The sequence below is a fragment of the Hyphomonas sp. BRH_c22 genome (genome assembly GCF_000961795.1).
Classification (GTDB): Bacteria; Pseudomonadota; Alphaproteobacteria; order Caulobacterales; family Hyphomonadaceae; genus Hyphomonas.
On sequence record NZ_LADU01000071.1, the window covers coordinates 1 to 26,771 of the forward strand.

Genomic DNA, 26,771 nt, shown 5'->3' on the forward strand with positions numbered 1-26,771 from the left:
GTCAGGGATGCGATCATCCTGATCATCTGCCAGTGTGTCGAGGATGGCTTCAACGCCCATCCGACCCTTGGAGGCTACGATCCCAAACTCAGCCAGATAGCCACGCAATGTGTTGATCAGCCTGGTCGACAATCGCACCCAATGATCTCGCACCCCGTGTAGAGCAAGAAGGGCTTGCTGATCGGGTGTCTTGATAGGCACGAACCGCATCGTCGGTCGCGTGACCGCTTCGCAAATCGCTTCGGCATCGCGCATGTCATTTTTCTGGCTCTTCAGGTAAGGCTTCACGAACTGGGGCGGCATTAGCTTAACCTCATGTCCGAGCGCTCTGATCTCTCGACCCCAGTGGTGCGCTGTCGCACACGCTTCCATGCCGACCAGACATGGCTCCAGCTTGCTGAAATAGGCGAGAACTCTCGACCGGCTCAGCTTGCGACGGACAACAACTGCGCCCTCAGCATCAATGCCGTGAACTTGAAAAACGGACTTGGCCAAATCCAATCCAATAACTGTGATAATCTTCGTCATAGGCGTGCTCCTAATGTTGGCGGTGTGGATACCTTCACATTACCAGCTCAGCAGAGCTGGGTGGGGCACGCCGTCCACAGCATCAACAGCGGCCACGTCTGCCCCCATCGCCTGATAATACAGCCTCTGGATCTGCCGCGTCACCGGCCCCGGCCGACCATCGGCCACCGGCTTGCCGTCAATCGCAACAACCGGCGCGATCATCGCCCCCGCCGACGTCGTGAACGCCTCCTTCGCCTGCTGGGCCTCATCCGGTGTGAAGGCACGCTCCACGAGACGAATGCCCGATCCCTCCAGCAGGTCGAGCACACCCGCCCGCGTGATCCCCGGCAGGATGGAAGGCGACAGGTCGCGCGTCACCAGATGCCCCGCATCATCGACGATCCAGGCATTGGCCGAGGCCGCTTCCGTCACCCGGCCGTCCTCCACCATGAAGGCCGTATCGGCCCCCGCCTCCCGGGCCGCGCGATAGGCCAGCGCCTGCGACAACAGCTGCGTCGTCTTCATGTCGCGCCGCTTCCAGCGCGTATCCTCCAGGAAGATGACCTTGACCCCGTCGCGCGCCGCAGTGCCGATCAGCGGCCGTGCATCGGCATAGAGGAACACGGTTGGCTCAAACTCCTCCGGCCCGGCAAAATCGCGCAGGCCGTAGGACCCGGCCGTCACCTGCAGGTAAATCAGGCCTTCGCCCAGGTCGTTGAACGCGATCAGGTCGCGGTGGACCTTGCCCCACCCGTCGCCCGACAGGGGGTTTGGGATGCCAATCCCGGCCAGTGTGCGGCCGAGCCGCGCGATATGACCCCCGAAATCCACCAGGTGACCGCCATAAACGGCCGTCACCTCATAGGCGGCATGGGCAAACAGGAAGCCCCGGTCAAAGGGAGATATCCTAGCATCCGCTGCAGAACAGAAGGCGCCGTTGAGGTAGGCCATGGTGCATATTGTCATTTTTGTCACGCTGTTACGGTTGCGTTATTGTGCGCCGCAACAAATGCCTTGCATCCTCGCGAACGTGACGCCAAGGTGCCGCGACCCGGGGGCTTTGTGAAGACACGCAATAATTGTGCGCATACAGCCCCCTGACCTGATTTTGGAGGATTGGTATTTCAATTATGGGCAGAGAACAGAAAGACATTTACGCGCTGGGCGAGATTCCTCCGGAATTCCATGTGCCGAAATTCATGCATGCGTGGGCCATCCGCCGCGAGCGCCACGGTCGTCCGTCGACCGCAATGCAGCTCGAACAGGTTCCCGTGCCGGACATCGACTCCGACGAAGTGCTCGTCCTCGTGATGGCTGCAGGCGTCAACTATAATGGCATCTGGGCCGGTCTGGGCGAGCCGATTTCGCCCTTCGACATCCACAAGCAGGACTATCACATTGCCGGCTCCGACGCTGCGGGCATCGTCTGGGCTGTCGGCCGCAAGGTCACCCGCGTAAAGCCCGGCGATGAAGTCGTTATCCACTGCAACCAGGATGATGGCGACGACGAGGAGTGCAATGGCGGCGACCCGATGTTCTCCCCCTCCCAGCGCATCTGGGGCTATGAGACGCCGGACGGGTCCTTCGCCCAGTTCTGTCGCGTGCAGGCGCGCCAGTGCATGCCGCGCCCGAAGCACCTCACATGGGAAGAAAGCGCCTGCTACATGCTGACGCTGGCGACAGCCTATCGCATGCTGTTCGGCCACCGTCCGCACATCGTGAAACCGGCCGACAATGTGCTCGTCTGGGGCGCCTCGGGCGGCCTCGGCAGCTTCGGGGTGCAGCTCTGCGCGGTGACAGGCGCCAATGCGATCGGCGTGGTCAGTTCCGACGACAAGAAAGACCACGTGCTCGGCCTCGGCGCCAAGGGTGTGCTCAACCGGAAGGATTTCAATTGCTGGGGCCAGCTGCCCACAGTGAACGGGCCGGAATTCAGCGACTATATGAAAGAGTCGCGCAAGTTCGGCAAAGCCATCTGGGAATTCACCAACAAGCAGGATGTCGACATCGTGTTCGAACATCCCGGCGAGAGCACCTTCCCCGTCTCAGTCTTCGTGGTGAAGCGCGGCGGCATGGTCGTCATCTGCGCCGGCACGTCCGGCTTCAACCTCACCATGGATGCCCGCTTCCTCTGGATGCGCCAGAAGCGCGTGCAGGGTAGCCACTTTGCCCACCTCAAGCAGGCAAGTGCGGCCAACCAGCTGGTCATCAACCGGCGGATTGATCCCGGCATGTCGGAAGTCTTCCCCTGGGACCAGATCCCGGCGGCCCACGACAAGATGCTCGACAACAAGCACCTGCCCGGCAACATGGCCGTCCTCGTCACCAGCCCCAAACCCGGCCTGCGCACGGTCGAAGATGTGCTGGAAGTAACGGGCCAGGTCTGAACGGCTAGGCAATCCAGGCGCGGGTGGCGGCGTCCACCCTCCCCCGCGCCGCACATCCCGGTCCCGCCTCCCGGGAACGATCTATCGCAGCATCCGTTGATCCGGCAAAAGGAGAACCGGATATGCCGCGCAAGACACTCGACCGAGAAGCACGCCCTCACACGTCGCCTGCCGAAGCCGATCAGATCGAAACAGCGGCCCGGCACCGGCGGACCCAGATGCTGCCCGGCAAGGGCCCGCATGCGCCGGAACGCGACATAACCGTCGATCATTTCAAGGGCAGCGACAAAATCATCCTCGGCAGCAACCCGGAGGCGGCCAGCTATACCCGGGCCGACCGGGACACCGACGAGGACCCTGGCGATCCAGATTCATGAAGCCTGCGGACACAGGCCTCAGGCAGCCTGCTGTTCGGCTATGCGGATGAAGTAACCCACGGCCTCTTCCAGTGAAGCCTTCACCGGCGCGCCGGCAATGATCTCCTTGGTCACCGCCTCGAGCCGGAAGGCGGCATCCGAGACAGCGCTGAAGCCGAAATTGCCGGCCGTGCCCGCAACGGAGTGGGCGAGCGCAGCAATCGCCTTTGCCCGCATGTCCGGGTCCGCTATCCGCAACAGCGCGCCCAGCTTGCCCGGCAGGTCCATGATGTCCTGGCGGCACTCGTCTTTCAGCCGCGCGATGGCCGCGTCTGCCTTGGCCGACCGGAGGGCATCCTCTTGGCCCTTCTCGTGCAGCAACTGCGCGATCAGGTCATTCAATGCTTTCATGTCAATCGGCTTCGGGAAATGCGCATCCATGCCGGCCGCCCGGCATTCTTCTGCCTGGCTGGCCATCGCATTGGCTGTCAGCGCGACAATCGGAATACGGCTCGCCGCGCCTGTCATTTGGCGGATACACCGTGTCGCGGTCATCCCGTCCATATCGGGCATCTGGATGTCCATCAGTATGACGTCAAACATCGCGCCTTCAACCAGCGCCTGAATGGCGCCGGCCGCCGAGGCAAAGCTCGTCACATGATGTCCCGACGCCGCCAGTCCGGCCTCGACCAGTGCCCGGTTCATTTCCACATCATCGACAACCATGATCCGTGATCCGGCGGGCACCCTGCGGTCCGGTACCATGCCGGATGCATCGGCTGTTTCCGAGCGGCGTTCCGGGAAGTAGGGCAACGTCAGTATTGCGTTCGTTCCCTCGCCTGGCGCGCTGATCAGTTTGAGATCGCCGTCCATGAGTTTGGCCAGTGAGCGGCTGATCGACAGGCCCAGACCCGTCCCCCCGAAACGGCGTGTGATCGAGCTGTCGGCCTGCGAAAACCCGGTAAAGACATGGTCCAGCTTGTCAGCCGGAATGCCCGGGCCGGTATCAGCCACGATCACGCACAGCCGTCCTGACTTCAGTCTTGCATCCAGCCGGACGTGACCGGCTTCGGTGAATTTCGCTGCATTGCCGACAATATTCGTCAGTATCTGACGGACACGCGTTTCATCGCCGACCACTAGCGCCGCCACATCCTCCGCCACCTGATAGGAAATCCGCACACGCGGATTGGGCCGCGCCGCCGAGACAAGGCTCACAACCTCGTCGATCACCGCACGCAGGTCAAACGGGCGCATTTCAACATCCATGCGTCCCGCATCGATCTTGGAAAAATCAAGCACGTCGTTGACGATCCCCAGCAGAGAGCGGCTCGCCGACACGATCCGCTGGACATAGGCGGCCTGATCATCCGACAGGGGTGTTGTCTTCAGCATGTCAGCAAAACCCATGACACCGTTCAGCGGTGTACGGATTTCATGGCTCATGTTCGACAGGAATTCCGACCTTGCCACAGCCGCCGCCTCGGCCAGCAGCCGCGCCTCTGCGAGGGCCTTTTCCCGTTCATGCCGCTCGCTGACATCCCGATAGGACGAGACGACTTCAACCGGCTTGCCCAGTTTATCACGAATGACCTGCGGGCGTCCTTCAAGCCAGATGACGGACCCGTCCTTGAGACGCACCCGGTATTCGCGGGCCACGGAAGGGTCAATGTCTTCGCCCGTAAAAAGCGCGCGCGTCACGGCGATCGCGAACTCCCGGTCTTCCGGAACGACAAAATCGACTGGCCGCATGCCAACCGCCTTTTCCGGCGGCGTGATGATGGACGCAGACGGCGACGCATAGCTGATGATCCCGTCGGCGCCGAACTTGAGCACAATATCCGTCGAATGCTCCGCAAGCAGCCGATATTGTTCTTCCTGCGTCGCGAGCGCTTCGTAGAGTTCGTGCTCCTGAGTGATGTCCTTGAACACGCCAAAGATGTTCTCAACCTTGCCCGATGGTCCGAGGTTGCACTTGGCAATCGACCTGACGCGCCGCCGGCTGCCATCAGACCGGCGGATGATTGTGGCCTCAGTATCCCAGTCCTCGCCGGTTTCCAGACGTTCCTTGATCAGGTTTGAGACCCGTTCGCGATCATCCTCGCAGTAGAAGTCCAGCGCATCGCCCAGTGTCGGGTTAAAGGTTTCGGGTGTCACGCCATGAATGCGGTACACTTCAGGTGACCAGAAGACGGCGCCGATGTCCGAACGCAATGTCCAGTGGCCAACCTGTGAAATGGCTTCAGCCAACTCCGCCTGCGCCAGAAATTCCTTTTCACGGGCCATGCGTTTCAGGAACCTTCGGTTTGCATACCGCGCACGCAGGGTCAGGCGGCGACGCTCCGCTACGGACGCGCCGAGCGAGAGCGCCACGTAGAAGTTTGCTGCCAGGAAGGCCTGAAGCACAAGCATGTGAAGGACAAATCCCCCATCTGCCAGCACGGTCGGCCCCCTGCCGGCATAAGTGAACCCAATCGAGATCACGGTCACTGCCAGCAGTGCGACCGCTGCCCCGCGCGCGCCGTGACGGAACGTCAGCGGCACAAGCACCGGCGGCACCAGGAAAAGCAGCGGATAGATCGACTGCGCGAAAACGCCCGTCGTCACGACGACCACCAGCAAGGCTTCCAGGAAAGACTTCCAGCCAGCTTTCACACCTGAAGACTCACGCTTCGCCATGAGCGCCCAGAGAAGCGGTGCAAAAAGAAGCAGGCCAAGCATGTGGCTGAAGAACCAGAGCAGGGGCGCCTGCCCTGCCAAGGCCGCGCCTGTTACCGCGAGCCCGGCAAGCGCGATCGGTGTCGACACGCTGCAAGCAACCAGCGTAGCGGCAAACAGCTTCATGATGCCGGACTTGCGAATAATGTCGGGTCTGGATTTCCGGCAGAGCATCAACGCAACAATGAGAACTTCAACGCAATTTGCGGCGCTGAGGATGACGCAGCGCAGCCACGGATCACCCATGATCAAATTGGCCAGCAGGCTGCCGAGGAACAGGCAGCCAAACAGCGACGGCCATTGCGCACGCGGCCACTTCAGCATCACGGCCAGGAGGGTCGCATTGACAGGCCAAATGGCCGCGATGTCACCGGTACCGCGCGTCAGCTGTGCTGCGCCCGTAATGATCAAACAGGCGGCAAGTGTCAGCAGGATATGGGCGATTCCTGGCCGACGCACCAGGTCAGCCACCCCGGCACGGCCGTGCGGCCCGACCGGAACGCCGGAATGAGGTGCAGTATGCGTCATGCGCTAGGGTCTTTCAGGGCAATTCCTGAAAGACCCTATTCACTATAGAATTTAAGATCTCTTACGCGAGCGGTGCGGCGGAGTGTACATTTTCCACCGAAGAATGATCGCCGGGAAGCCTTGTCTCCTGTTCAGGATTTCAGCATGGCGTAGATTTCATCCTTGAGCAGGATCCGGCGCTTGCGCAGCTCGGTCTCATGGGTCTCGCTGGCCGGCTGAATGCCTGACTCGTGCCGGTGAATGTGCCGGTTCACATCATGATACTCGTCCGCCAGACGCGCAAAATGCGGGTTCGATACTTTGAGTTCATGGATCCTGGCGGCTGATTCCGGAAATTCTTCGGCAAGTTCATGGGGTGTGTTTGACATGGCGTGGGTGCTCCTGAGGCATCATGACTAACGCCCATCAGGCCAATTTGGTTGCCTCAAGTCACTAAGGGAGTCTGCGTATGCGCTGATCAGCGCAACTGGTAATAGGTCGAATAGCCGACAGCATCCTTCGTCTCCGCAATCACCTGCTTGAGGTCAGCATATGCTGTGATCGCGCATTCAGCGTCGAGGCCGAGTTCATTCATCGAATCGATCGACAGGTCGTCGCAATCGGGGAATTTCACAAACAACTTGTCGCCGGCCAGTTTTCCAACGCCATAGCTGTACACATAGCCGCCCTCGATCGCTTCGTCGGGGAGCGCAACCTGCATCAGGTATTCATCCGTCGAACCGTCCAGCCGCGCGAAGACCAGCCATAATTCCTCATCCAGCCAGTAGCCGTACCCTTCCTGGCGAATGGCGTATGCCTCGGGAACGTCATTCTCCGTCACCCTGTCCCAGCGCGCCGGGTCGTCGGCGCTCTGATTGTAGGTCTCTGCGACCGACGCCGTGCCGAGCGGCAGTACAACCGCGTCAGCCGGGATCAGGGCCTCGTACGACCCGAAGGCGCAGGCCGCCACAAGCGCACAGGCCATGGCTGCAACGACAATTCTGAACCGCATCATGACAGGCCTCGCAAGGTTTCGCTGCCGCCAGCTAACCTGCCGGGACTGTCCGTTGCAACAAGGGACTTTCGCTGGATCAGGCTTCGAACGGGTCCCGCATCAGGATCACGTCTTCCCGCTCAGGCGATGTCGAGACCAGGGCGCAGGGTTTCCCGACCAGCTCTTCGAGCCGGCGGACATATTTGACCGCTTCAGCCGGAAGATCTGCCCAGCTGCGCGCACCGGCCGTCGATCCCTGCCATCCGGGAATGGTTTCATACACCGGCTCCACCGCTGCCTGATCGGTCAGCCCGGCCGGGTAATAGTCGATTTCCTTGCCATTCAGGCGATAGGCAACGCAGACCTTGATCTCGTCGAAACCATCCAGCACGTCCAGCTTGGTCAGTGCCAGCCCCGTTACGCCGCTCGTGGCGCAGGCCTGGCGCACCATGACACTGTCAAACCAGCCGCAACGGCGCGCCCGGCCGGTATTGACGCCGACTTCGCGGCCAATCCGGCCCAGGCGTTCGCCGATTTCATCATGGAGTTCGGTCGGAAACGGCCCGGCGCCGACGCGGGTCGTATAGGCCTTCGCAAGGCCCAGCACATAGGAGATTGCCCCGGGGCCGACACCCGAACCGGCGGAAGCGTTCCCGGCAACCACATTCGACGAGGTGACAAAGGGATAGGTGCCATGATCCACGTCGAGCATGACCCCCTGGGCCCCTTCGAAGAGGATGCGGCGGCCACGCCGGACCTGTTCGTCGAGCAGTTTCCACACGGGCTGCGCATAGGCGAGGATCTGCGGCGCGATCTTCAGAAGATCCGCCTTCAGTTGCACGCCGTCTGGCTCAGGCAGGTCGAGGCCGATCCGAAGCGGACGGTGATGCGCGAGCAGGCGTTCGATTTTCATGTCGAGGGCGGCCGGATCAGCCAGATCCGCCACGCGGATCGCCCGGCGCCCGACGCGGTCTTCATAGGCCGGGCCGATGCCTCGCTTGGTCGTGCCAATCTGCGCCGCGCCAAGCGCCCCTTCGCGGGCCGCATCAATGTCCTTGTGCCAGGGCAGGATCAGCGACGCATTGTCTGCCAGGATCAGGTTCTCGGGCGTCACCTCGACACCCTGCGCCCGGATGCCGTCGATTTCCGTCAGCATGTGCCAGGGGTCAACCACCACGCCATTGCCGATGACCGACAGCTTGCCGCCGCGGACAAGGCCCGAGGGCAGAAGCGCCAGCTTGAACACCTTGCCGTCGATGACCAGCGTATGGCCGGCATTGTGCCCGCCCTGGAAACGCACGACGACATCGGCCCGGCTCGACAGCCAGTCGACAATCTTGCCTTTTCCTTCATCGCCCCATTGGGCACCTACGACGACGACACCTGACATGCTCTGCTCCCGTGTTCAGCCGCCGCGACAAGGGCAGGAGTCTGGCCCGAAAAGCAAGGGGCCAGACGCTGCTTTCGCGCGTGTTTTGCAGACTTTCAGACCTACTTGACGAGATCGAAGTCCTTGAGATCGACCGCGGCCACGGCATCGGCATAGGCACGGGTGTGATCGGCCCAGTTCTGGGTAATCCGGCCGCCTTCGGTCTTGTACCAGCTGTTGCAGGCCGGATCGGCCCAGACTGTCTTGCCGAGACGGTCCTGCAGGTCCTTGTTGAACCTGTCCTGGACGGCCCTGTTGGGGGCCATGGCCGCCGCGCCTGCCTCTTCCAGCTTGTGCAGGGCCTCCATCGTGTATTCGACCTGGCGTTCGAGCATGAAGGTGATCGAATTGTGCCCGAGATTGGTGTTGGGGCCGTAGAGCACAAAGAAGTTCGGAAAACCCGCAACCGTGATGCCGAGATAGGCTTCGGGTCCATCAGACCACGCCTCTTCAATCGAAACGCCCCCCTGCCCCACAACGTCGACCGACCAGTGCCAGCCGGTTGTCTCGAACCCGGTCGCGAAGACGAGGATGTCATACTCATGCAGTTCGCCATCCCCGGTGCGAATGCCCTCAGGCACGATTTCCGCGATCGGGTCGGTAATCAGGTCGACATTGTCGCGCATCAGCGTCGGATAGAAATCATCCGCGATAAGAATGCGTCGGCAGCCAACCGGATAGTCCGGCGTCAGCTTCTTGCGCAGCTCAGGATCGGGGACCTGTGCGTTGAGGTGGTCGGTCGCCTGGCGCGTGAAGAAGGCCCGCCCTTCGGGTGTCCACTGGAAGGCCTGCCAGAAGAAATAGTCGGCATTCTCGTAGATGATCTTGCGGTTGATTGCTGCGAATTCGGCGGCCTTTTCCGGTATCGTGAACATCAGCGCCATTTCTTCCGGCGTGATTTCCCGGTCATTGCGCGGGATCATCCAGTTGGCCGAGCGCTGGAATACGCCAACATTGGACGCTTCGAGCGCAACCTGCGGGATCAGTTGAACGGCGCTGGCCGCCGAGCCTATGACACCCACGCGCTTGCCTTTGAAATCAACAGAATGATCCCAGGCAGCCGAATGCATTTTCGGCCCCTTGAACGTGTCGAGGCCGGGAATTTCGGGCCAGAATGGACGGTTGAGCTGGCCGAGGGCGCCAATCACCGCATCCGCTTCAATCACGCGCCCCTTGGTCGTGGTCACCGTCCACGTCTTGTCTGCGTCACTCCAGACCGCGCTGGCGGCACCTTCATTCAGGTGGAGATTGGGGCGCAACTGGAAGCGATCGGTGATTTCCTCGGCATAGGCCTGGATCTCGGCCTGCAACGGATAGAGCCGTGTCCAGACCATGGATTGGGCGAAGGAGAGCTGGTAGAGCGCCACCTGAACGTCGCAGGCACACCCAGGATACGTGTTCGCCGCCCATGTGCCGCCGACACGGTCGCCTTGTTCCAGCAGTGTGAAATCGTATCCGGCTTCCTGCAGCTTGATCGCAGCCGTCAGGCCGCCAAGGCCCGCGCCGATCACTACAACATGCTTGTCTGGCATAACTTCCTCCTGATTGTATTTTCAGGAGAGAGTGTCAGGAACCGGTCTCAGTGCAAGGGGTGTCGCAACGCCAATGCACCCTGCCGCCTAGTTCCCCAGCGCGTAAGTCACCCGCAAGCCCACATTGTCGAGCCCCTGGTTGCGCCCATTGCCGAGTATCTGACCGTGGCTCAGGTGTTCATACAGCGCCTGCGCGCCCCACCTGTCACTGATCGCATAATTGAGGGCCAGCGAGGTCCGGAACAGGTCTTTCGAGCCGAGCAGGACATGATTGGACGTGAACGCGTCGCCTTGCGGATCGCCCTGGGGAAACGGGCTGTGGAGAGCGCCGTCATGCAGCGCGTATCCCACGCCCGGCTCGAAAGACAGCCGCTCGGTCAGGCTGAAATTCCAGATCAGTCCTGCCGCGCCATAGCTCGTATTGCCCGAAGTATTGAGACTACCCATCACATAGGGCCGCGGCGCGAGGACGACCGACAGGAAGTCCGGCGAACTGAACACCAGTTCGGCGCTGATATTCGGGCCGTCTTCCTTGTCGGCATTGTTACAGTCGGTCACGCACACATTGTGCTGCATGACCCCGATGCGAGCCTCGTCCAGAATGTCGGCGAAGGCTGTTCCCGCCATTGCAAAGACGGCGAGAAGACTAAGACCAGTGCGATACATGAGCGATTCCCCAATTAGGCGTGTCCAGAGTGACCAAGGGCTTAAACCCGTTGCCGTCAAGACGGTTCCTTCACGCCCCGCCACGAACCCGGCGCAGGGTGGTTTCTGCGACACGCTTGCCGAACTGTTCAGCCGTTTCAAGGTCGAAGCGATCCTCGCCACGGCAAGCGTCTGCGTCTCGCTACCTCCAGTGGAGGACGGGCCGTTTCACTGACAGCCCGTCCTGACGGCATTCGCTTTATTCAGCCCGAGACGCCCTAGAAGGTCAGCACCTTGGCGTAACGCACCTGCGGCAGCGTCCCGAGCTTGTCCATCAGCGCATCAGCAGGAACCGAATCGATCCCGATCAGCGCAATCGCCTCGCCGCCTGCAGATGTACGGCCAAGATGGAAGGTCGCGATATTCACCTTTGCTTCGCCCAGCATCTGGCCCAGCGCGCCGATAAAGCCCGGCTTGTCGAGATTGTTGACGTAAAGTGTGACTGGCGAGAAATCGCCTTCCAGCGCCATGCCCTTCACTTCCACGATACGCGGCTGGCCGGCAATGATCGTGCCCGCTAGCGTCCGCCAGCCGCCTTCCGGCGCATTCTTGGTCGCCTTGGTCTTCACCTTGACGCGGATCAGGCTGTCATAGACCGGGCTCGCCTCGGTCTTGGTCTCGGTCAGCTTCACGCCGCTATCAGCGAGGATCGCCGGGGCCGACACCATGTTCACATCGCCGCGCGAGGCGCGCAGCAGGCCGGCCAGCAATGCCGCCGTCAGCGGCTTGCGGTTGAGATCTGCCACCTCGCCTTCATACTCGATGACGACTTCATCATAGCCGAAGTCCGAGATCTGGCCGGCAAACGAGCCGAGCTTTTCGGCAAGGCCTGCAAACGGCTTGATGCGCGGGGCTTCTTCCGCCGTGATCGACGGCATGTTGAGGGCGTTGGTCACGGCGCCAGAGAGGAGGTAATCCGACATCTGTTCAGCCACCTGAAGCGCCACATTTTCCTGGGCTTCATTTGTCGCGGCGCCAAGGTGCGGCGTGGCAACGAAGTTCGGCTTGCCAAACAGCACGTTTTCCTTGGCAGGCTCGACCGCGAACACGTCGAAGGCTGCTCCGGCCAGGTGCCCGCTTTCCAGCATCTCGGCGACAGCCTCCTCGTCGACCAGTCCGCCGCGCGCGCAGTTGACCAGGATCAGGCCCTTTTTAGTCTTCGCAAGGTTCTCACGCGACAGCACGTTACGGGTCTGGTCGGTCAGCGGCACATGCAGCGTGATGACATCTGCACGCTGCAACAGCGCGTCCAGTTCCACCTTCTCGACGCCAAGCTCAATGGCCCGCTCCTCGGTGAGGAACGGATCGTAAGCCACGACTTTCATCTTCAGGCCGATGGCGCGTTCCGCGACCCGGCTGCCGATATTGCCGCAGCCGATCAGGCCGAGCGTCTTGTAGCTGACCTCGATACCCATATAGCCGGATTTCGGCCATTTGCCGGCCTGCGTTTCGGCATTGGCGGCGGGGATCTGACGGGCCGCTGCGAACATCATCGCAATGGCATGCTCCGCCGTGGTGATCGCGTTGCCGAAAGGCGTGTTCATCACCACGACGCCCTTGGCGGTCGCCGCCTTGATGTCGATATTGTCAACGCCGATACCAGCCCGGCCGATGACTTTGAGGTTGTCGGCGGCAGCGATCACATCGGCGTTCGGCTTGCAGGCCGAACGGACGACAAGGCCGTCATAGCCAGGGATTTCCTTGATCAGGTCTTCCGCGCTCAGACCGACCTTGGTCACGGTTTCGATGCCGCGGGCGTGGAAAATCTCCACGGCGGCGGGGGAGAGTTTGTCTCCGATAAGGACTTTGGGCATTTGCATATTCCTTGAGGGTTGTGTCATCCCGGACGCCGCAGGCGATCAGGGATCTTGTGCATTTTGGGGAGACGGTCCCGGATACCGCCGCAGGCGGTTCCGGGATGACAGGCGCTAGAGGCCCGCGGCTTCTTCAGCGAAGGCCCAGTCGAGCCACGGCGTCAGGGCGGCCACGTTCGATGGTTCCACCGATCCGCCGCACCAGATGCGCAGTCCCGGAGGGGCCTTGGCATAGCCGGCCGCGTCGAAGCAGGCGTTTTCCTTTTCGAGGCGCTTCATCATGCGCTTGACGAAATCGCGCTGGCCATCCTCGTCCATGCCCGCAACGCGCGGATCGACGATCTTGAACGTCACGCCCGTGTTCGAGCGAACGGATGCGTCCGCACACAGGAAATCGACCCAGTCGGTCTTGCCGACCCAGTCAGTCAGGATGCCGAGGCTCTCATCAGAACGCTTCTGAAGCCCCTTCCAGCCGCCCAGGCTTTCGCACCAGTCGAGCGCCTGGAGATAGTCTTCAACGCACAGCATCGACGGCGTGTTGATCGTCGCGCCCTCGAACAGGGCCTCGTCCAGCTTGCCGCCCTTGGTCATGCGGAAGAGTTTCGGCAGCGCCCGGTCCGGCGTGTAAGTTTCGAGACGCTTCACAGCGTTCGGCGACAGGATCAGCATGCCATGGGCCGCTTCCCCGCCAAGGCATTTCTGCCAGCTATAGGTGACCACATCGAGCTTTTCCCACTCAATGTCCTGCGCGAAGGCGGCAGAGGTCGCATCGCAGATCACAACGCGGTCGGGGTTCGGCTTGATCCAGTCGGCATTGGCAACGCGCACGCCGGATGTCGTACCGTTCCAGGTGAAAATAATGTCGGCGTCGTCGCGGGCCTGCGTGAAGTCGGGCAGCGCGCCATAGTCGGCGCCATAGGTCTTGCAGTCAGCCAGCTTCAATTGCTTGGTCGCGTCCGTGACCCAGTCCTGACCGAAGCTTTCCCAGGCGAAGACATCGACGGGTTTTGCGCCTAGCATGGACCACATGCACATCTCGACCGCGCCGGTATCGGACGCAGGCACGATGGCAACGCGGTAATCGTCGGGAATGCCGAGGATCGCCTTGGAGCGGTCGATAGCGGCCTTCAGCTTCTTCTTCGCATCGCCGGAACGGTGCGAGCGGCCAAGAGCAGCGGTTTCGAGTTTTTGAAGGGAAAATCCGGGACGCTTTGCAGTCGGGCCGGAAGAAAAATGCGGGCATGCTGGCAGCACGCCCGGTTTGGCGACATTGGTCATCTGTTTTACTCCTATCCTCACAGATAGGCTGCATGCCGTTGGGGGCATGTGGCCCGCCGCGTCTGTCTCATATTTCGCGTGGCCGTGCAAATGACATTCTTGCACTGCCCTCGCGCGAATGGTTCACTTGCGCCATGAGCATGACCATCCAGCCCCTCACCGGCACACTCGGCGCAGAAATCCACGGCGTGGACCTGACAAGGGACCTGTCGAATTCGGAATTCGACGCCATCCACCAGGCCTTCCTTGACCACAAGGTCATCGTCCTGCGCGGCCAGAACGGCCTGACGCCGGACCAGCACAAGGCCTTCGCCCACCGCTTCGGCACGCTGAACATTCATCCCTATGTGAAGGGCATGGAGGGCCATCCGGAACTGCTCGAGATCATCAAGGAGAAGGACGAAAAGACCAATTTCGGAGGCGGCTGGCATTCCGATATGAGCTTTCTGGAGGAACCGGCCCTCGGCTCCATCCTGCATGCGCTCGAAGTGCCGCCCTATGGCGGCGACACGCTGTTCGCCGACCAGCAGGCCGCCTATGACCGCCTCTCCCCCGGCCTGCAGAAAACCCTCGCAGGCATGACCGCCGTGCATACCGCCAGCAAGGAATACGGCGCAGACGGCTATTCCGCCGCCGTGCGCCAGTCGATGGACGCGACCGCTGCCCCGGACGCGCCGGAATACGAGCATCCCGTCATCCGCACCCATCCGGAAACCGGCCGCAAGGGCCTCTTTGTCAATCCCGCCTTCACGCTGCGCTTTGCCGGCTGGAGCCGCAGGGAAAGCCGTCCTCTGCTGAACTACCTGTTCGATGTGTCAAAGGAAGAGCGCAATACCTGCCGCGTCCGCTGGCAGGCCGGCGATGTGACGATGTGGGATAATCGCTGCGTCTGGCACTATGCCCTCAACGACTATCACGGCCACCGCCGCCACATGCGCCGCGCCACGGTGGACGGCGACAGGCCGCGCTAGGCCGCCTGCCCATAAACCAGGCCCCACGCAATCAGGGCCTGCCCGCCGAAATAGAGGAACCAGACCGCAAGCGAGGATGCAATTCCTGCAGGCTGTTCCGCCGGCTTGCGGAACAGCTGCAGTGACAGGATCGTGTCGGACGCAATGAACATGACCGCTCCGAGCGTCACCAGCCAGTAGGCCGTATCGAGCCGCAGGGCAGCTGCGCCCATCACGAGAATAACGGCTGCATAGGCAAAGACCGGCACCCGCATGTCCCCCAGATACGGCGACAGCCAGCGCACGAAGAATACCCCGCCAAACACGAGGATCACCTGCGCCGCCAGGACGAGGAGCGTGCGCTCTTCCGCTGCCAGCCCCCAGAACAGCGCCACATAGGCAACATGCGCCATGAAGAAAGCTGCCATGCCGGGCTTAAGCCAGCGCTCGCCTTCCAGCGCCAGGAAGGCATCCCCGGCGGAGCTGAGCGCCAGGGCGGCTACCAGCAGGACAGGGCCACCGGCTATGTAGGCCCAGACGGCCAGCAGGGCCGTCGACCCGGTTTTCACGGCCAGGCCGATCATCCCCTTGCCGCGATAGCAGAAGGCCACGCCGTAAAGCAGGCCCAGCGCCAAGGCGCCCAGAAGTGTGATGTCCCCCCCGGTCATGTGCCTAGCTGTTATCCTTGACCGGCTCCGGCAGCTGCAACAGGCGCCGGGCCAAGCGGCGGTGGCGCTCTTTCACATACATGCCGACCACGCCCAGCGCCGTCGCCAGCACCGTGGCGTCATCGGTAAAGCCGAGCCCGACAATCACGTCAGGCAGGGCGTCAGCCGGCATGACAAAATAGGCCACCGCAGCGAACAGGACGGCCTTCGCCTTCACCGGCGTCAGCGGATCGCGCGCCGCATACCAGGCCGAAACGAGATCATCGGCGAACGGCACCCGGCCAATCACGCGCATCAGCTTGGGGATGACCCCGCGCGCCAGACGCTCGTTCCGCTCAATACTTTTTGGCAGATAGGTTCCGTCAGGTCCCCGGATGGTTTGAATAATTTCCGCTGCGTCAGTCATTGCGAACTCCTCAGACCATTATAGACACGGGTCTCAGTTTACGAAAACCAGGGAGGGCAGTGCCCCATGAAACTCGATTCCAGCATTTCAGCCGTCATTACAGGTGGCGCATCCGGCCTTGGTGCCGCAACCGCCAAAATGCTTGCCAGCCATGGCGTGAAGGTCGCCCTTTTTGACCTCAACGCCGAAAAAGGCGAAGCACTCGCCAAAGAGCTTGGCGGCGTCTTCTGCAATGTCAACGTCACCGATGACGCCTCGGTCGATGCCGGCTTCGCAAAATCGCGCGCGGCCATCGGCCAGGAGCGGATCCTTATCAATTGCGCCGGCACGGGCAACGCCATCAAGACCGCCAGCCGCGACAAGAACACGGGCGAGATCAGCCACTTCCCGCTCGACAAGTTCAACCTGATTATCCAGATCAACCTTGTTGGCACGTTCCGCTGCATCGCGAAATCGGCGGCCGGCATGATGACGCTGGACCCGATCGACGGCGAGCGCGGCGCAATCGTCAACACGGCCTCGGTGGCCGCTGAAGATGGCCAGATCGGCCAGGCGGCCTATTCCGCCTCCAAGGGCGGCGTTGTCGGCATGACCCTGCCGATCGCCCGCGACCTCAGCCGCGAATTCATCCGCGTCAACACGATCCTGCCGGGCATCTTCAACACGCCGCTGCTGGCTGCGGCGCCAGAGCCCGTGAAACAGGCCCTCGGCGCGCAGGTGCCGCACCCGGCCCGCCTCGGCAATCCGGAAGAATATGCCTCGCTCGCAACGGAAATGTGCCGCAACGCATACTTCAACGGTGAAGACGTCCGCCTCGACGGCGCGATCCGCATGGCACCGCGCTGAGTCCTTCGGCACGGCAATGAACAAAGCCCGTCCGGAGCGATCCGGGCGGGCTTTTCCTTGCTTGTGTACCCCGGGAATCAGAAAGCCCGCTCGGGCAGAACGGGCTTTCATCCTCAGGGCGGGTGACGGGAAGGTTGGACCGCCCCGAATCCTTTTACTGGCCTTTGCGTTCTTTCACGCCTTCTTCATCGGCGGCGGCGCGGTCAGCCTCGTCAAACACGATCTCGGCCTCTTCGCCCTTGCCATAGGCGCGGGACTTCTTGGCAAGTGCCGACATGGAATCCTGCATGCGGCCCTGGCCGACAGCCATGGTCTTGGAGGCGCTCATGCCGACCGCGTCCGCGTCGCCGAAGCTTGCAAACTCGGCGCCCAGGAAGACGACTTCCCAGCCATTTGCCTTGGCCCGGTCAAGTGCGGCCTTGGCGCCGTCGCGGGTGATTTCCTTTGACGAATTCTCATGGCCGTCTGTCATGATCACGATAACGGCCTTTTCCGGCTTGTCGGCTTCGGCCAGCGAGATGACCCGGCCGATGGCATCGAACAGGGGAGTCATCCCGCGCGGATTGGCTTCGTCATTGGTAACGTCGGTCCAGTCTTCCGCCGGAACGGCCTTGCGCAGGACATCGAACTGCAGGGATTCCTGATAGTCGAATACGGCAAGCGTCACGGCGGTCTTGATGTCGGCGCCTTCGATCTCGCCTTCTTCGGCTTCACCCACGCTGGCGGCATAGGCGTTCACGGATCCGAGGGCTTCGTCCCAGATGCCGCTCATCGAACCGGTACGGTCCAGCAGGATATAGGAGTGGATCGACCCGGCGGTGGGAGCAGGCGCCGGCTTGGCGGCCGCGGGCAGGACCATGGCGAGGCTGAGGCCAGTCATGGCGAGTGAGAGGAGTGTGGATTTCATCAGGACGTCCCTTCCCAGTTCTATCGGCTCCCCAGCCTTTGATGAGGCAAACATTACCGAAGATTAGGGCGCGCCTGTGGCCGACCTGTGCCGAAGCCAAGAAAAAGCCCGCCTTTTGCAAGGCGGGCTTTTTCGTCAGGCGGCCGCGAAAGCGTCAGGCAAATTGCGGTGCAATCTTCAGGTTCTTGACCCAGCCGATCTTCTCGAAGGCGAGCAGGATCGTGCCATTGTAATCCACGATACGGTTCCAGATGCCCTTGCGCGGGCGGTGAAGGGCGCTTTGCGGAGCGGCATGGTGATGGTCATGGAAGGCCTCACCACCGGTCAGAAGCGCCATCAGGTGATCGGCCCATATCGGCGTTTTCAGGTGGCCCAGCACGTTGATGCCATACACGGTGGCGTGGAACTGGATCGCACGGCCAATGACAACGCTGGCATGGATGATCGCCGTCAACACGAGCGATCCGCCCACCGCCCAGACGATCAGGTAGATCACGGCCGGAATCAGCAGGTGCACGACCAGGCTCAGCTCATTGTAGAACCGGTCCATCCAGACAATCACGGGCTGGTCCTTCAGCCACATGGCGATGGGACGCTCCATGTCTTTCCTGTCGCGCCAGAGGATCCAGCCGACCCATGCCCAGCGCTTGGACTCAAACGGGTTGTGAGGGTCGCCGGGTGTATCGGCAAAGCGGTGATGCTGGGAATGGTAGTTCACCCAGTCCTTCACATTGCCCTGCATCGCAACAACCAGGTTCAGCATGGTGATGAACTGCGCCGGGGCGTTCAGCTCACCCGCCCGGTGCTGCAGGATACGGTGAAGCGGGCCAATACCGGCATTGCACAAGAAGACCGACAACGCGGTCACACCAAAGGCCAGCGGGAAATACCACCAGTGCAGCGTCAACTCGCTGAGCGCGATCCCGAGGATCACAATCGTGGTGAACAATGCAATGCCAAGTGCCGGGTAACCGAAGGCGGAAAAGAAACTTGCCGGATTGAAGGTTTTCCACGTTTTCGGGATGGCCAGCGAACGAGGTATCATAGGTGTTGTCTCCAAATCGGCCGGCGGGCCGGTGCGTTCTGCAAGGCATTCTCAGGCCGGGCCGATTAACACTTACTTAAGGGCGGTCACCGCTGACGGGAAGCACAAATCCGCACCCCTGACACATGTGTGATGAGCAGGGGTGACGCGCGCGTGCGGATTCGGATAAATGCGCCCGTCAGGCATAGTGCGGGGACCTCCAGTTCATGAGTGAAAGAAGCGACGAGCTTCTCCTGAATGAGATCGTGCGGAAGCTGGGCCTCGATCATGATGCCAGCCAGGACGATGGCGAGATCAGGAGCCAATGCCCGCTGACAACGGAATGCGTGGAATTGGGCGACAACAGCCTGACGCTGTATGTCGAACCGAAAACGTTTCATTGCGTGAACTGCGGCAACCAGGGCGGCCTCGCAAAACTTGCGAGCCTGTTGAACGACTTGCCGGAACGCGAAGACCCGGGCAACGCCCTGATGCTGCCCCTCAACACGCAGATGGCGGTGAAGGACGAATACGGCGTCAAGAATCGCGTCGAGCGAAACGCTGTCCTGTCTGCCCAGTCGAAAGTGCACCACCTCCACCCTGACGACCGCGTCCCTCCACCCGCACCACCCCCTCCCCGCCCCCACCGTAACCTCGGTGAGCGCCTCATCATCACCCTGCTCGCGCTGGTCTTTCTTGGCGCAGGCCTCAGCGCGGCAGCGCTGTCGGGTTTTGCCAATTACCAGGCCTTCTCCAGCTCGGTGACAGACCCGCTGCAGGCCGGAATCTGGGGCTGGACGGGGGTTATCGCCGCGATCATCTCGTTCGGCGGCTTCACCTTCTTCTACTGGCACACCGCCAACAAGCGCATGAAGGAAGGCGTCCGCGCCCTACTGTTTGCGCTGGCCGGCGCCGGCACCAGCATCCTCGGCACGCAAATGTACATCGCGGCCAACAACCAGGCTTCACAGGCCGAGATCACCACCGCCGGATCAAACCGCGGCCTGCTGGAGCAGCAATTGAGTGACTGGCGCGTGCAACTCTCCGGTATTCCCCCGGAGACACGATCCGTGGAAGGACTGGAAGCCTATATTTCAGAAGTTGAACGTGTCGGCCGCACAGAGCAGAAGCCCTATCGCGACGCCCAGAACGAGCTTGGCCTCGCCCGCCGCCGCGACGACCTGCAGGCCAAGATCGAAGCAGCCAATGCAGAACTGCTCGGCAAGGGCAGCGGCGACATCCTGATCGAGACGCAGGCCCGCGCCGCCATTCCCAGCTGGTTCTTTGCCGGAATGCTGGAACTCTTCTCCAGCCAGGGCACCAGTATCGGCCTCGTCGCCCTGCTCATCCTCTACACGCGACGGCGTGAGGTGGTGCCCTGAGCCTACCCGCTTTCGAGGTCGATAAGGACCTGCCATTTGCAACCCGACCGGGTCCAGATTCGCAGATAGGTGGGCACCACTCCACCCGCTTCATTCGCCTTCCCTTCACCGGCCGTCATGCCAAGGTCGCCGGAGGCCGCCGTGGCGGCCCGGCGCATCTGGAACCGCCGCTGTGCGCCGGAGACCGTGCCGACTGTGCTGACCTGGTCATTGCGCAGGAGAATGGCCGAAGCCGAAGGAGACGTGACTGCATTCAGGGCAGCATCAGCCGCCTCGAGCGTGCCTTCACAGGCTGCAAGCGCAGGCCTGCGCGCCGCCCAGGCGTCCGTGAAAAGACCGGAAAATGCCGCATGCTGCGGGCCGACCAGGTCAGCGGGCAGGCTGATGCCGTGATCCGCCAGCAGGCGGATTGATCCGTCCGCCTGCCGTTGCCAGACCGACAGGTATTGGCCAAAGCCGCGATCCTGTCCGTCGGATGCCAAGACATATGGCCCGGTCGAAAAGAAAAGATCATCCGAGGCAGCGCCCTCGCCTTCGACAGGCCACCACGCCAGGCTGAAACGGCTTTCAGGCGCCGCCGAATAGCGTGCGATTCCCGAAACGACACCTGATCCGGTAAACACGATGGAATCATCTGACAGCACCGACAGGAAGCCCTGCTTTGCGCCCTCCGTTTGCGCAGCGACTGCAAAGGCCCGTTCTGCCTCAAACACGACGGCGCGCCCGTCATCCGCAACAGATTCGTGCAGAGGCGCCGACGCACAGGCCGACAGCATCACGAAGCCTGCTGCAACCATGCCGATGTGAACCCTGCACATCATGCACGTCCTCTCAGGATAGCTCATGTCGCCGTTTCCGGCTGGCCAAGCCGCGCCTCGCGCAACGCCTTGCGCCGCACCTTGCCGGCATCGTCGCGCAGGGGTTCGCTGACCCATTCGAATGATCGCGGAATCTTGTAGCGCACCAGCCGCTCTGCAAGATGCGCCAACAGGCCCGGTTCATCCGGTGCGCCTGCGGGAAAATCCACAATGGCATGAAGGCGCGCGCCCAGATCCTCATCCGGCAGGCCGATCACGGCAGACGAGCGCACACCGGGAAACGCGTCGAGTGCGGCCTCCACTTCCGCCGGATAGATGTTGGCGCCGCCTGACAGGATCATGTCGGACAGCCGGTCGGAGAGATACAGAAAGCCATCGGCGTCCATCCAGCCGAGATCGCCAAGGCTCTCCCAGCCGCCGTCGATAATCTTGGCTTCAGCGCCCAGGTATGTGTAGGTCGTGCCCGGGCCCGCCAGCGGGCGCATGTAGACTTCGCCCACTTCGCCCGGCGGCAATGTTTCGCCCGCCTCGCCGACGATCTTCATTTCGCAGGTCTCCACCGGCCGCCCCACCGAGCCGCGATGTTCAAGCCAGTCCGTCCCCTGGATCGTGGTCGACCCCTGGCCTTCGGTTCCGCCATAGAGTTCCCATATCACTTCGGCCCCCAGCCACTCGATGAAGGCCTCCTTCAGCCAGGCAGGACAAGGCGCTGCAAGATGCCAGACCGCCCGGAGGCTGGAGACATCATATTTCGTCCGCACAGCCTCCGGCAGCGCCCAGATGCGTCGCATCATGGTTGGCACCAGGTAGACGATGTCGACCCCCATCGTGTCGATCCGCTCGAGCACTTGTTCGGCGTCGAACCGTGTGGTGATGACGATCGTGCACCCTTTGAACAGCGCGATCATGGCCCAGAGAAAGGGACCGTTATGATAGAGCGGGCCTGGGATCAGCATCGTCCCCTGATTGACAATCTCAAGGTAGGGCGCGTCCGGGTCCCAGGCGGCGGGCAATTTGGATACGATCAGTTTCGGGCGTCCCGTCGAACCACCCGATGTCATCGCCTTGAAAGAGGCTGCCGTCCGCTCGGGCAACTGGGAATCCGGCAGGCTCGCATCCGGCTCGAACCCCTGCTGCAGGCAGGGCGTTGGCGCGTATTCATCCGCTTCGACCCCGACAACCAAAGCCGGCTTGCCAAGTTCAATGATCTGGTCGCGTTCGAACTTGGGCAGTCTCGCAGAAATCGGCTGTGGCGTGGCACCCAGCTTCCAGGCGGCAAGACAGGCCTCGATGAACTCGCATCCGTTCGGAAGCGCGATTGTCACGAAATCATCCGCCTTCACGCCCAGCGCCGCATAGGCCCGCGCCAGCCGGTTGGTGCGGGCCTCCAGCTCTGCCCAGGTGCGGCGGTCACCAAGATGGTCGAGGGCCACGCGGTCCGGCTGGATGGCCGTCCAGTGCGAGACGATGCGTGAAAGGGAGATTGCCGCCATGTTTTCCTGCCCGGATTTGGAAACTCGCCGTTTCGCATTTTTTTGCCGTTGTCCGAACGGCGCCATCTGGCCGAACGTGCCATAGGCACGATGGTACGTCATCAGGAACCTGAAGCAGCTGGCGCAGAAAAGCTTGCGCCAGCCACAACCCGGAGGGGCAAAGAAATTACCTTGACGTGAACACGGTTTCCATAAATGATAAACGTTAAGTAGAATGGCGTGGGCGGCCTGCATCTCGGTCTGTCCGGGGGCAATCGTGAGTTCGAACAGTCCTATATACAAGTTTCAGAATCTGCTTCTGGAAGGCATTTCGGACCCGGCGGCCCTGCCCTTCGCCATGGAATATTTGACTTCGTTCTGCGATGCGCCGACAGCGCAGATCATTTTCGTAGGTGATGGCAAAAACATTCTTCAGTCGACGATCGTCGGCACACATGATCCCGAACTTTTCAGGCTTGAAAGTCAGTACTGGCCAATCAATCCACGCGCCAAACTACTACCTGACATGCCCGTCGGCGTCATATGGCGCGAGCAGGATTTCATAACCCCTGAGGAAATCGCGCGGGATCAAGCCTACCAGGAATTCCTGATTCCAGCGAAGGTCGGCCATTTTGCCGGCGTCGTACTCGAAAGGGACCATCGATCGTTTGCAGCCCTTGCTGTTGCGCAGCCTTATGAACACGGACCGATCTCGGATTCGCGAACAGAAACGCTCAATCTCGTCGTGGACGCGGCGCGCCCGGTCCTGGATATCGCAGCACGCATGTTCGGCTCCAGAAACGAAGCCATTGTGTCAGCATTCGGAGCGAGCGCGCGCGTAGCAATCCTACGCAAAGATGGCACATTGCTCGACCGGTCTAAAGCATTTGAAAGTCTTTTGTCAGCAGGCATCGTTCGCATTGACCGGTTTGGCCAACTTGATCTCATGTCGGACGATGCCAATCGCCAGCTAGCCATGGCTGTGCGGCCACCGAATGGAATAATCGGTGGACGGTTTGCCTTGTCGCGGCTGCGCCCTGAAGATGGATACATCTGCATCATCACCCCTGTCACGAAGACGAATGATAGCGCCAATCGGTCTGGTGAAGCCATCCTTTTCCTTGAGCCTATATTCCAGAAGCGGGAGCTTGATCCAGGCCTTCTGATGGAAGCATTTGGATTCACGGAGGCAGAATGTTCGATCGCCGAGCGCCTTTTCACGGGTGACAACGTCAAGGAAATTGCCCGGTTTCGGCACGTCGCTCCGAGTACGGTCAAGACCATGCTCAAATCGATCATGCTGAAAACAGAGAGCCGTCGTCAGGCGGAAGTTGTGACCAAGCTGTCGCGCTTCGCATTCCCGGCTAAGCTATAAATCGTGTGAGGCAAAGGCGCCGCAGACGGGGCGGACGCGAACTCCGGCGAATAAATGCAACAGAAAGAATAAGTTCAACTAGCCTCCCCCAAATGGGGGATGACGAGTTTTCGTTTTTAACGCTTCGTTAATGTATAAAATGGCCGCGTGGGGCGGCCGTTGGTTGAAAATGGCTGAGTGTCATGACCTGCATTCTCAATTTGGGGGCGAATGGCTGGAGCAGGCGCCTGGCGGCTGCACTGGTGATTGCAGGACTCGCGCTGGGCCTCGGCATGAGAGCCGAGGCTCGGACGCCACCGGGGGACGCAATGCACCACTTCGTGTCGATCTCGGACTATATCGGAACGATCCGTGTCGTCCAAAGTGCCACGTCGAAACTTGAGATCGTGTCTGCAACCCAGGGGACGTCAGACATATACGGGTTCGAAATCGAGCATTCAGATGATGACGAAATACATATTCACGGTACCGCACCCCCAGGATCCATGAACTGCGTGCGCAAGAACGGCGTATTGCACGTCTCCGTCAACAACGGCCCCCCCATACTGGTATCCGCATTGCCCGAGATCGTAATCGCAGCACCTCTTTCCTCCCGGATCCAACTTTCGGTCCGAGCCGGAGACGTGAGCATCGGTGAAATTGGCAGGTTGGATGCCATTGTCGGCGGGTGTTCCGCGCTGGACGCCGATGCGGTGAACGGCGAGTTTGATTTACGCACGACAGGAAGCGCCCAGGTACGTGTTGGCAGGGTCGTCCGGGCGGTCATTGATGCGACCCAAGGCGGCGTCATCAGTCTCAATACCGTAACCAATGGTGTCGACGCGCGGCTTGGCGGGACTGCCAGGCTCTTGTCCGACAGGCTGGACGGAGACTCGCGGTTTGTGCAGGCCGGAACGAGCCAGGTTTTGGTGTCAGAAGCGCGAATGGATATTCTTGACGTATCACTGGATGGTGCGTCGCGCTTTGGATTGGAAGGAAACGTGTTGGCGGCCTCGTTCGACATTCGATCAGCCGCGCGAGCGATCGCTACTGGCAATGTATCCCTGCACAACGTGCAGCTGCTGCGGGCTGGTCGCCTCAGCTTGAATGGAAAGAGATGGCGCGAAGAGAGGATCTGAACCGCCGAGCAAAGCCGCATCGCCGTGTCCGGATGAGTCGGGAAAATATAGTAGAAAGGGGAAACGATCATGAAAATGTTCCGCCATGCGAGGTGGCTAATGATGTCGGGTTGCATAGCTGCCTTTGTCAGCGTTGGCGCCCAGGCTCAGGAGCTGGTCTATACGCCAGTGAATCCGTCTTTCGGTGGAAACCCGTTCAATTCGGCGCACCTGCTGGCTGTCGCCAATGCTCAGGACAAGACCGAAGCTCCATCGTCCGGAGACAATGCAAGCAATCCTCAGGCGGACCTGTTCATTCGTCAGCTTCAGAGCCGTCTCTTGTCGGGATTGGCGTCGCAGGTGGCCAACGCCATCTTCGGTGATGACCCGCAGGACTATGGCCGCATCGTGTTTGGTGACCAGACGATCGAATTCACCCGCGGCCTCGATTCCATCACCCTCAACATCTTTGACGCAACGACCGGAACGACGACAGAAATCGTTGTTCCGATCTTCACGACAGGTGGCGGGTGAAGAAGGCGAAAGGAGGCCATACAGGCACCGGGCCGATGGCGTTGGAACCCGGCAGCCTGTCCCTGTGGAACAATGGTATTTGGCGACTGGCGGCGTTTAGCCTTGCCGCGTTCATGGTGTCGTGCGCAACGCCGCCCAAGTTAGAGCAGAAGATGACGCAACCCGTGCTGAATCCGACAACGCAGACAGAATACGCGTTGCTTTGGCTACCCAAGCCGCTGGAGCAGATTCCAGTGGCCGTTTACGGCGTGAATGATGAGACCGGCGCCTTCAAATCCAGCGATTCGGTCCAGACACTCTCGCGCGCCGTGACACAAGGGGCGACCCCGATCCTCATCAAGGCGTTGCACGATGCGGGTGACAGGTCATGGTTTACCGTGATCGAACGCGAGAAACTCGACAATCTTCTCAAGGAGCGCCAGATCATTCTGGAGATGCGCCAGCGCTATCTCGGCGAGTCGGCACAGGACTCCCACGCGCTCCCTGCGCTCCTGTTTGCAGGTATCCTGATTGAAGGCGCGATCACGGGTTACGATACAAATACGCAGACGGGTGGCGCAGGCGCGCAATACCTGGGCATCGGCGCCAGTACGCAATACCGCGAAGACTCTGTGTCGGTTTACCTGCGCGCAGTTAGCGTAAAGACAGGCGAGGTCCTACTGTCAGTGTCGACCGAGCAGCGGGTTGCCTCCGTCGCGTGGCAGGGCAATGCGTTCAAGTATGTGGCCTATCGCGAGTTGCTCGAAGCGGAGGCCGGCATAACGCTGAACCAGCCCCGTCACCTTGCGGTACGGCAGGCGCTTGAGAAGGCAGTCTACGGGCTCGTCGTGCAGGGCGCCAAAACGGGGCTCTGGAAATTTGCCGACGAGGGCAAAGGCGAAACGGCGATCCGCTTTTTCGATGAGAACTACAAGAGCGATTTTTCGAAGGACGCCATGAAAGGCGTACCAAAGGAATTCCTGGATGAGGCGAAGGAGAAGGCAGCAACGCGGTAGCGATCAGATCAAGGCTCAGGACCTGTCCCAGGCGGGCTGGTCAAACTGAGCCATAATTGTCCGGCAC

Annotated in this window: 26 protein-coding genes; 10 read left to right on the plus strand and 16 right to left on the minus strand. The window is 61.1% G+C overall.

Annotation, left to right across the window (positions count from 1 at the left end; genetic code table 11):
• The coding region (locus VR74_RS09305; protein WP_045694826.1) for an IS110 family transposase at positions 1-528 on the minus strand (528 nt) is incomplete at its 3' end.
• Between the two features lie 39 nt (positions 529-567).
• A complete protein-coding gene (locus VR74_RS09310; protein ID WP_299950016.1) occupies positions 568-1,461 on the minus strand; it encodes an aminotransferase class IV in 894 nt (297 codons plus the stop codon).
• A gap of 179 nt (positions 1,462-1,640) precedes the next feature.
• Between VR74_RS09310 and ccrA the strand changes: the two genes are divergently transcribed.
• The gene (ccrA, locus tag VR74_RS09315; RefSeq protein ID WP_045696135.1) at positions 1,641-2,897 is read left to right on the plus strand and encodes a crotonyl-CoA carboxylase/reductase; all 1,257 of its coding nucleotides are present in this window, start codon (positions 1,641-1,643) and stop codon (positions 2,895-2,897) included.
• A gap of 122 nt (positions 2,898-3,019) precedes the next feature.
• Positions 3,020-3,274 (plus strand): hypothetical protein, encoded by a 255-nt coding sequence (locus tag VR74_RS09320; protein ID WP_045696137.1) that lies wholly within the window; start codon positions 3,020-3,022, stop codon positions 3,272-3,274.
• An 18-nt stretch (positions 3,275-3,292) separates the two neighbouring features.
• On the opposite strand, the gene VR74_RS20780 is transcribed toward VR74_RS09320, so the two are convergent.
• From VR74_RS20780 to VR74_RS09350, 6 genes are all read right to left on the minus strand, one after another.
• Positions 3,293-6,499, minus strand: coding sequence for an ATP-binding protein (locus tag VR74_RS20780; protein ID WP_299950019.1), 3,207 nt, complete (start codon positions 6,497-6,499; stop codon positions 3,293-3,295).
• Positions 6,500-6,630: 131 nt separating this feature from the next.
• Positions 6,631-6,867, minus strand: coding sequence for a DUF465 domain-containing protein (locus VR74_RS09330; RefSeq protein ID WP_045696138.1), 237 nt, complete (start codon positions 6,865-6,867; stop codon positions 6,631-6,633).
• An 89-nt stretch (positions 6,868-6,956) separates the two neighbouring features.
• A complete protein-coding gene (locus tag VR74_RS09335; RefSeq protein WP_045696140.1) occupies positions 6,957-7,493 on the minus strand; it encodes a hypothetical protein in 537 nt (178 codons plus the stop codon).
• Positions 7,494-7,569: 76 nt separating this feature from the next.
• Positions 7,570-8,862, minus strand: a complete 1,293-nt coding sequence (locus VR74_RS09340; RefSeq protein ID WP_045696141.1) for an adenylosuccinate synthase — start codon at positions 8,860-8,862, stop codon at positions 7,570-7,572.
• A gap of 101 nt (positions 8,863-8,963) precedes the next feature.
• Positions 8,964-10,433: an NAD(P)/FAD-dependent oxidoreductase gene (locus VR74_RS09345; RefSeq protein WP_045696143.1), complete on the minus strand. Its 1,470-nt coding sequence runs from the start codon at positions 10,431-10,433 to the stop codon at positions 8,964-8,966.
• Positions 10,434-10,520: 87 nt separating this feature from the next.
• Entirely contained in the window at positions 10,521-11,099 is a 579-nt protein-coding gene (locus tag VR74_RS09350; protein WP_045696144.1) for an acyloxyacyl hydrolase, read from the minus strand.
• On the opposite strand from VR74_RS09350, the gene VR74_RS09355 reads away from it, so the two are divergent.
• Entirely contained in the window at positions 11,098-11,313 is a 216-nt protein-coding gene (locus VR74_RS09355; protein ID WP_045696146.1) for a hypothetical protein, read from the plus strand. The two genes, VR74_RS09350 and VR74_RS09355, sit on opposite strands and share 2 nt — an antisense overlap.
• 43 nt (positions 11,314-11,356) lie before the next feature.
• On the opposite strand, the gene serA is transcribed toward VR74_RS09355, so the two are convergent.
• Positions 11,357-12,958, minus strand: coding sequence for a phosphoglycerate dehydrogenase (gene serA, locus VR74_RS09360; protein ID WP_045696147.1), 1,602 nt, complete (start codon positions 12,956-12,958; stop codon positions 11,357-11,359).
• A gap of 108 nt (positions 12,959-13,066) precedes the next feature.
• Positions 13,067-14,230, minus strand: coding sequence for a phosphoserine transaminase (locus VR74_RS09365; RefSeq protein WP_045696149.1), 1,164 nt, complete (start codon positions 14,228-14,230; stop codon positions 13,067-13,069).
• 134 nt (positions 14,231-14,364) lie between these two features.
• Here VR74_RS09365 and VR74_RS09370 point away from each other — a divergent pair, with 134 nt between their 5' ends.
• On the plus strand, positions 14,365-15,201 hold the full coding sequence (locus tag VR74_RS09370; RefSeq protein WP_045696150.1) for a TauD/TfdA family dioxygenase: 837 nt from the start codon (positions 14,365-14,367) through the stop codon (positions 15,199-15,201).
• On the opposite strand, the gene VR74_RS09375 is transcribed toward VR74_RS09370, so the two are convergent.
• Together VR74_RS09375 and VR74_RS09380 are read right to left on the minus strand one after the other, a co-directional pair.
• Positions 15,198-15,848, minus strand: coding sequence for a lysoplasmalogenase (locus tag VR74_RS09375; protein WP_299950023.1), 651 nt, complete (start codon positions 15,846-15,848; stop codon positions 15,198-15,200). The genes VR74_RS09370 and VR74_RS09375 overlap by 4 nt on opposite strands.
• Positions 15,849-15,852: 4 nt before the next feature.
• A complete protein-coding gene (locus VR74_RS09380) occupies positions 15,853-16,254 on the minus strand; it encodes a YkvA family protein (RefSeq protein ID WP_045696152.1) in 402 nt (133 codons plus the stop codon).
• Between the two features lie 66 nt (positions 16,255-16,320).
• On the opposite strand from VR74_RS09380, the gene VR74_RS09385 reads away from it, so the two are divergent.
• Complete coding sequence (locus VR74_RS09385; protein WP_045696154.1) at positions 16,321-17,100, plus strand: SDR family NAD(P)-dependent oxidoreductase; 780 nt, start codon at positions 16,321-16,323, stop codon at positions 17,098-17,100.
• 154 nt (positions 17,101-17,254) lie between these two features.
• Here the strand turns inward: VR74_RS09385 and VR74_RS09390 are convergent, their stop codons facing one another.
• Positions 17,255-18,007 (minus strand): vWA domain-containing protein, encoded by a 753-nt coding sequence (locus VR74_RS09390; protein ID WP_045696155.1) that lies wholly within the window; start codon positions 18,005-18,007, stop codon positions 17,255-17,257.
• Between the two features lie 154 nt (positions 18,008-18,161).
• Positions 18,162-19,052 carry a stearoyl-CoA 9-desaturase gene (locus VR74_RS09395; protein WP_045696157.1) on the minus strand — a complete coding sequence of 297 codons (891 nt, stop codon included), beginning with the start codon at positions 19,050-19,052 and terminating at the stop codon, positions 18,162-18,164.
• 206 nt (positions 19,053-19,258) lie between these two features.
• On the opposite strand from VR74_RS09395, the gene VR74_RS09400 reads away from it, so the two are divergent.
• Positions 19,259-20,413, plus strand: coding sequence for a hypothetical protein (locus VR74_RS09400; protein ID WP_045696158.1), 1,155 nt, complete (start codon positions 19,259-19,261; stop codon positions 20,411-20,413).
• A gap of 2 nt (positions 20,414-20,415) precedes the next feature.
• On the opposite strand, the gene VR74_RS20785 is transcribed toward VR74_RS09400, so the two are convergent.
• Both VR74_RS20785 and VR74_RS09410 read right to left on the minus strand, forming a co-directional pair.
• Complete coding sequence (locus VR74_RS20785) at positions 20,416-21,258, minus strand: hypothetical protein (RefSeq protein WP_299950025.1); 843 nt, start codon at positions 21,256-21,258, stop codon at positions 20,416-20,418.
• The gene (locus VR74_RS09410) at positions 21,255-22,826 is read right to left on the minus strand and encodes an AMP-binding protein (RefSeq protein ID WP_299950027.1); all 1,572 of its coding nucleotides are present in this window, start codon (positions 22,824-22,826) and stop codon (positions 21,255-21,257) included. The genes VR74_RS20785 and VR74_RS09410 overlap by 4 nt, the downstream gene beginning before the upstream one ends.
• A gap of 112 nt (positions 22,827-22,938) precedes the next feature.
• Between VR74_RS09410 and VR74_RS09415 the strand changes: the two genes are divergently transcribed.
• The 4 genes from VR74_RS09415 to VR74_RS09430 all read left to right on the plus strand — a co-directional run bounded on the left by VR74_RS09415 (position 22,939) and on the right by VR74_RS09430 (position 26,704).
• Positions 22,939-24,078 (plus strand): LuxR C-terminal-related transcriptional regulator, encoded by a 1,140-nt coding sequence (locus VR74_RS09415; protein ID WP_045696160.1) that lies wholly within the window; start codon positions 22,939-22,941, stop codon positions 24,076-24,078.
• Between the two features lie 182 nt (positions 24,079-24,260).
• Positions 24,261-25,196, plus strand: coding sequence for a hypothetical protein (locus VR74_RS09420; RefSeq protein WP_045696162.1), 936 nt, complete (start codon positions 24,261-24,263; stop codon positions 25,194-25,196).
• 69 nt (positions 25,197-25,265) lie between these two features.
• Positions 25,266-25,709 (plus strand): curli assembly protein CsgF, encoded by a 444-nt coding sequence (locus tag VR74_RS09425; RefSeq protein ID WP_299950029.1) that lies wholly within the window; start codon positions 25,266-25,268, stop codon positions 25,707-25,709.
• A gap of 164 nt (positions 25,710-25,873) precedes the next feature.
• On the plus strand, positions 25,874-26,704 hold the full coding sequence (locus tag VR74_RS09430) for a CsgG/HfaB family protein (protein WP_299950031.1): 831 nt from the start codon (positions 25,874-25,876) through the stop codon (positions 26,702-26,704).
• Positions 26,705-26,771 lie beyond the last annotated feature (67 nt).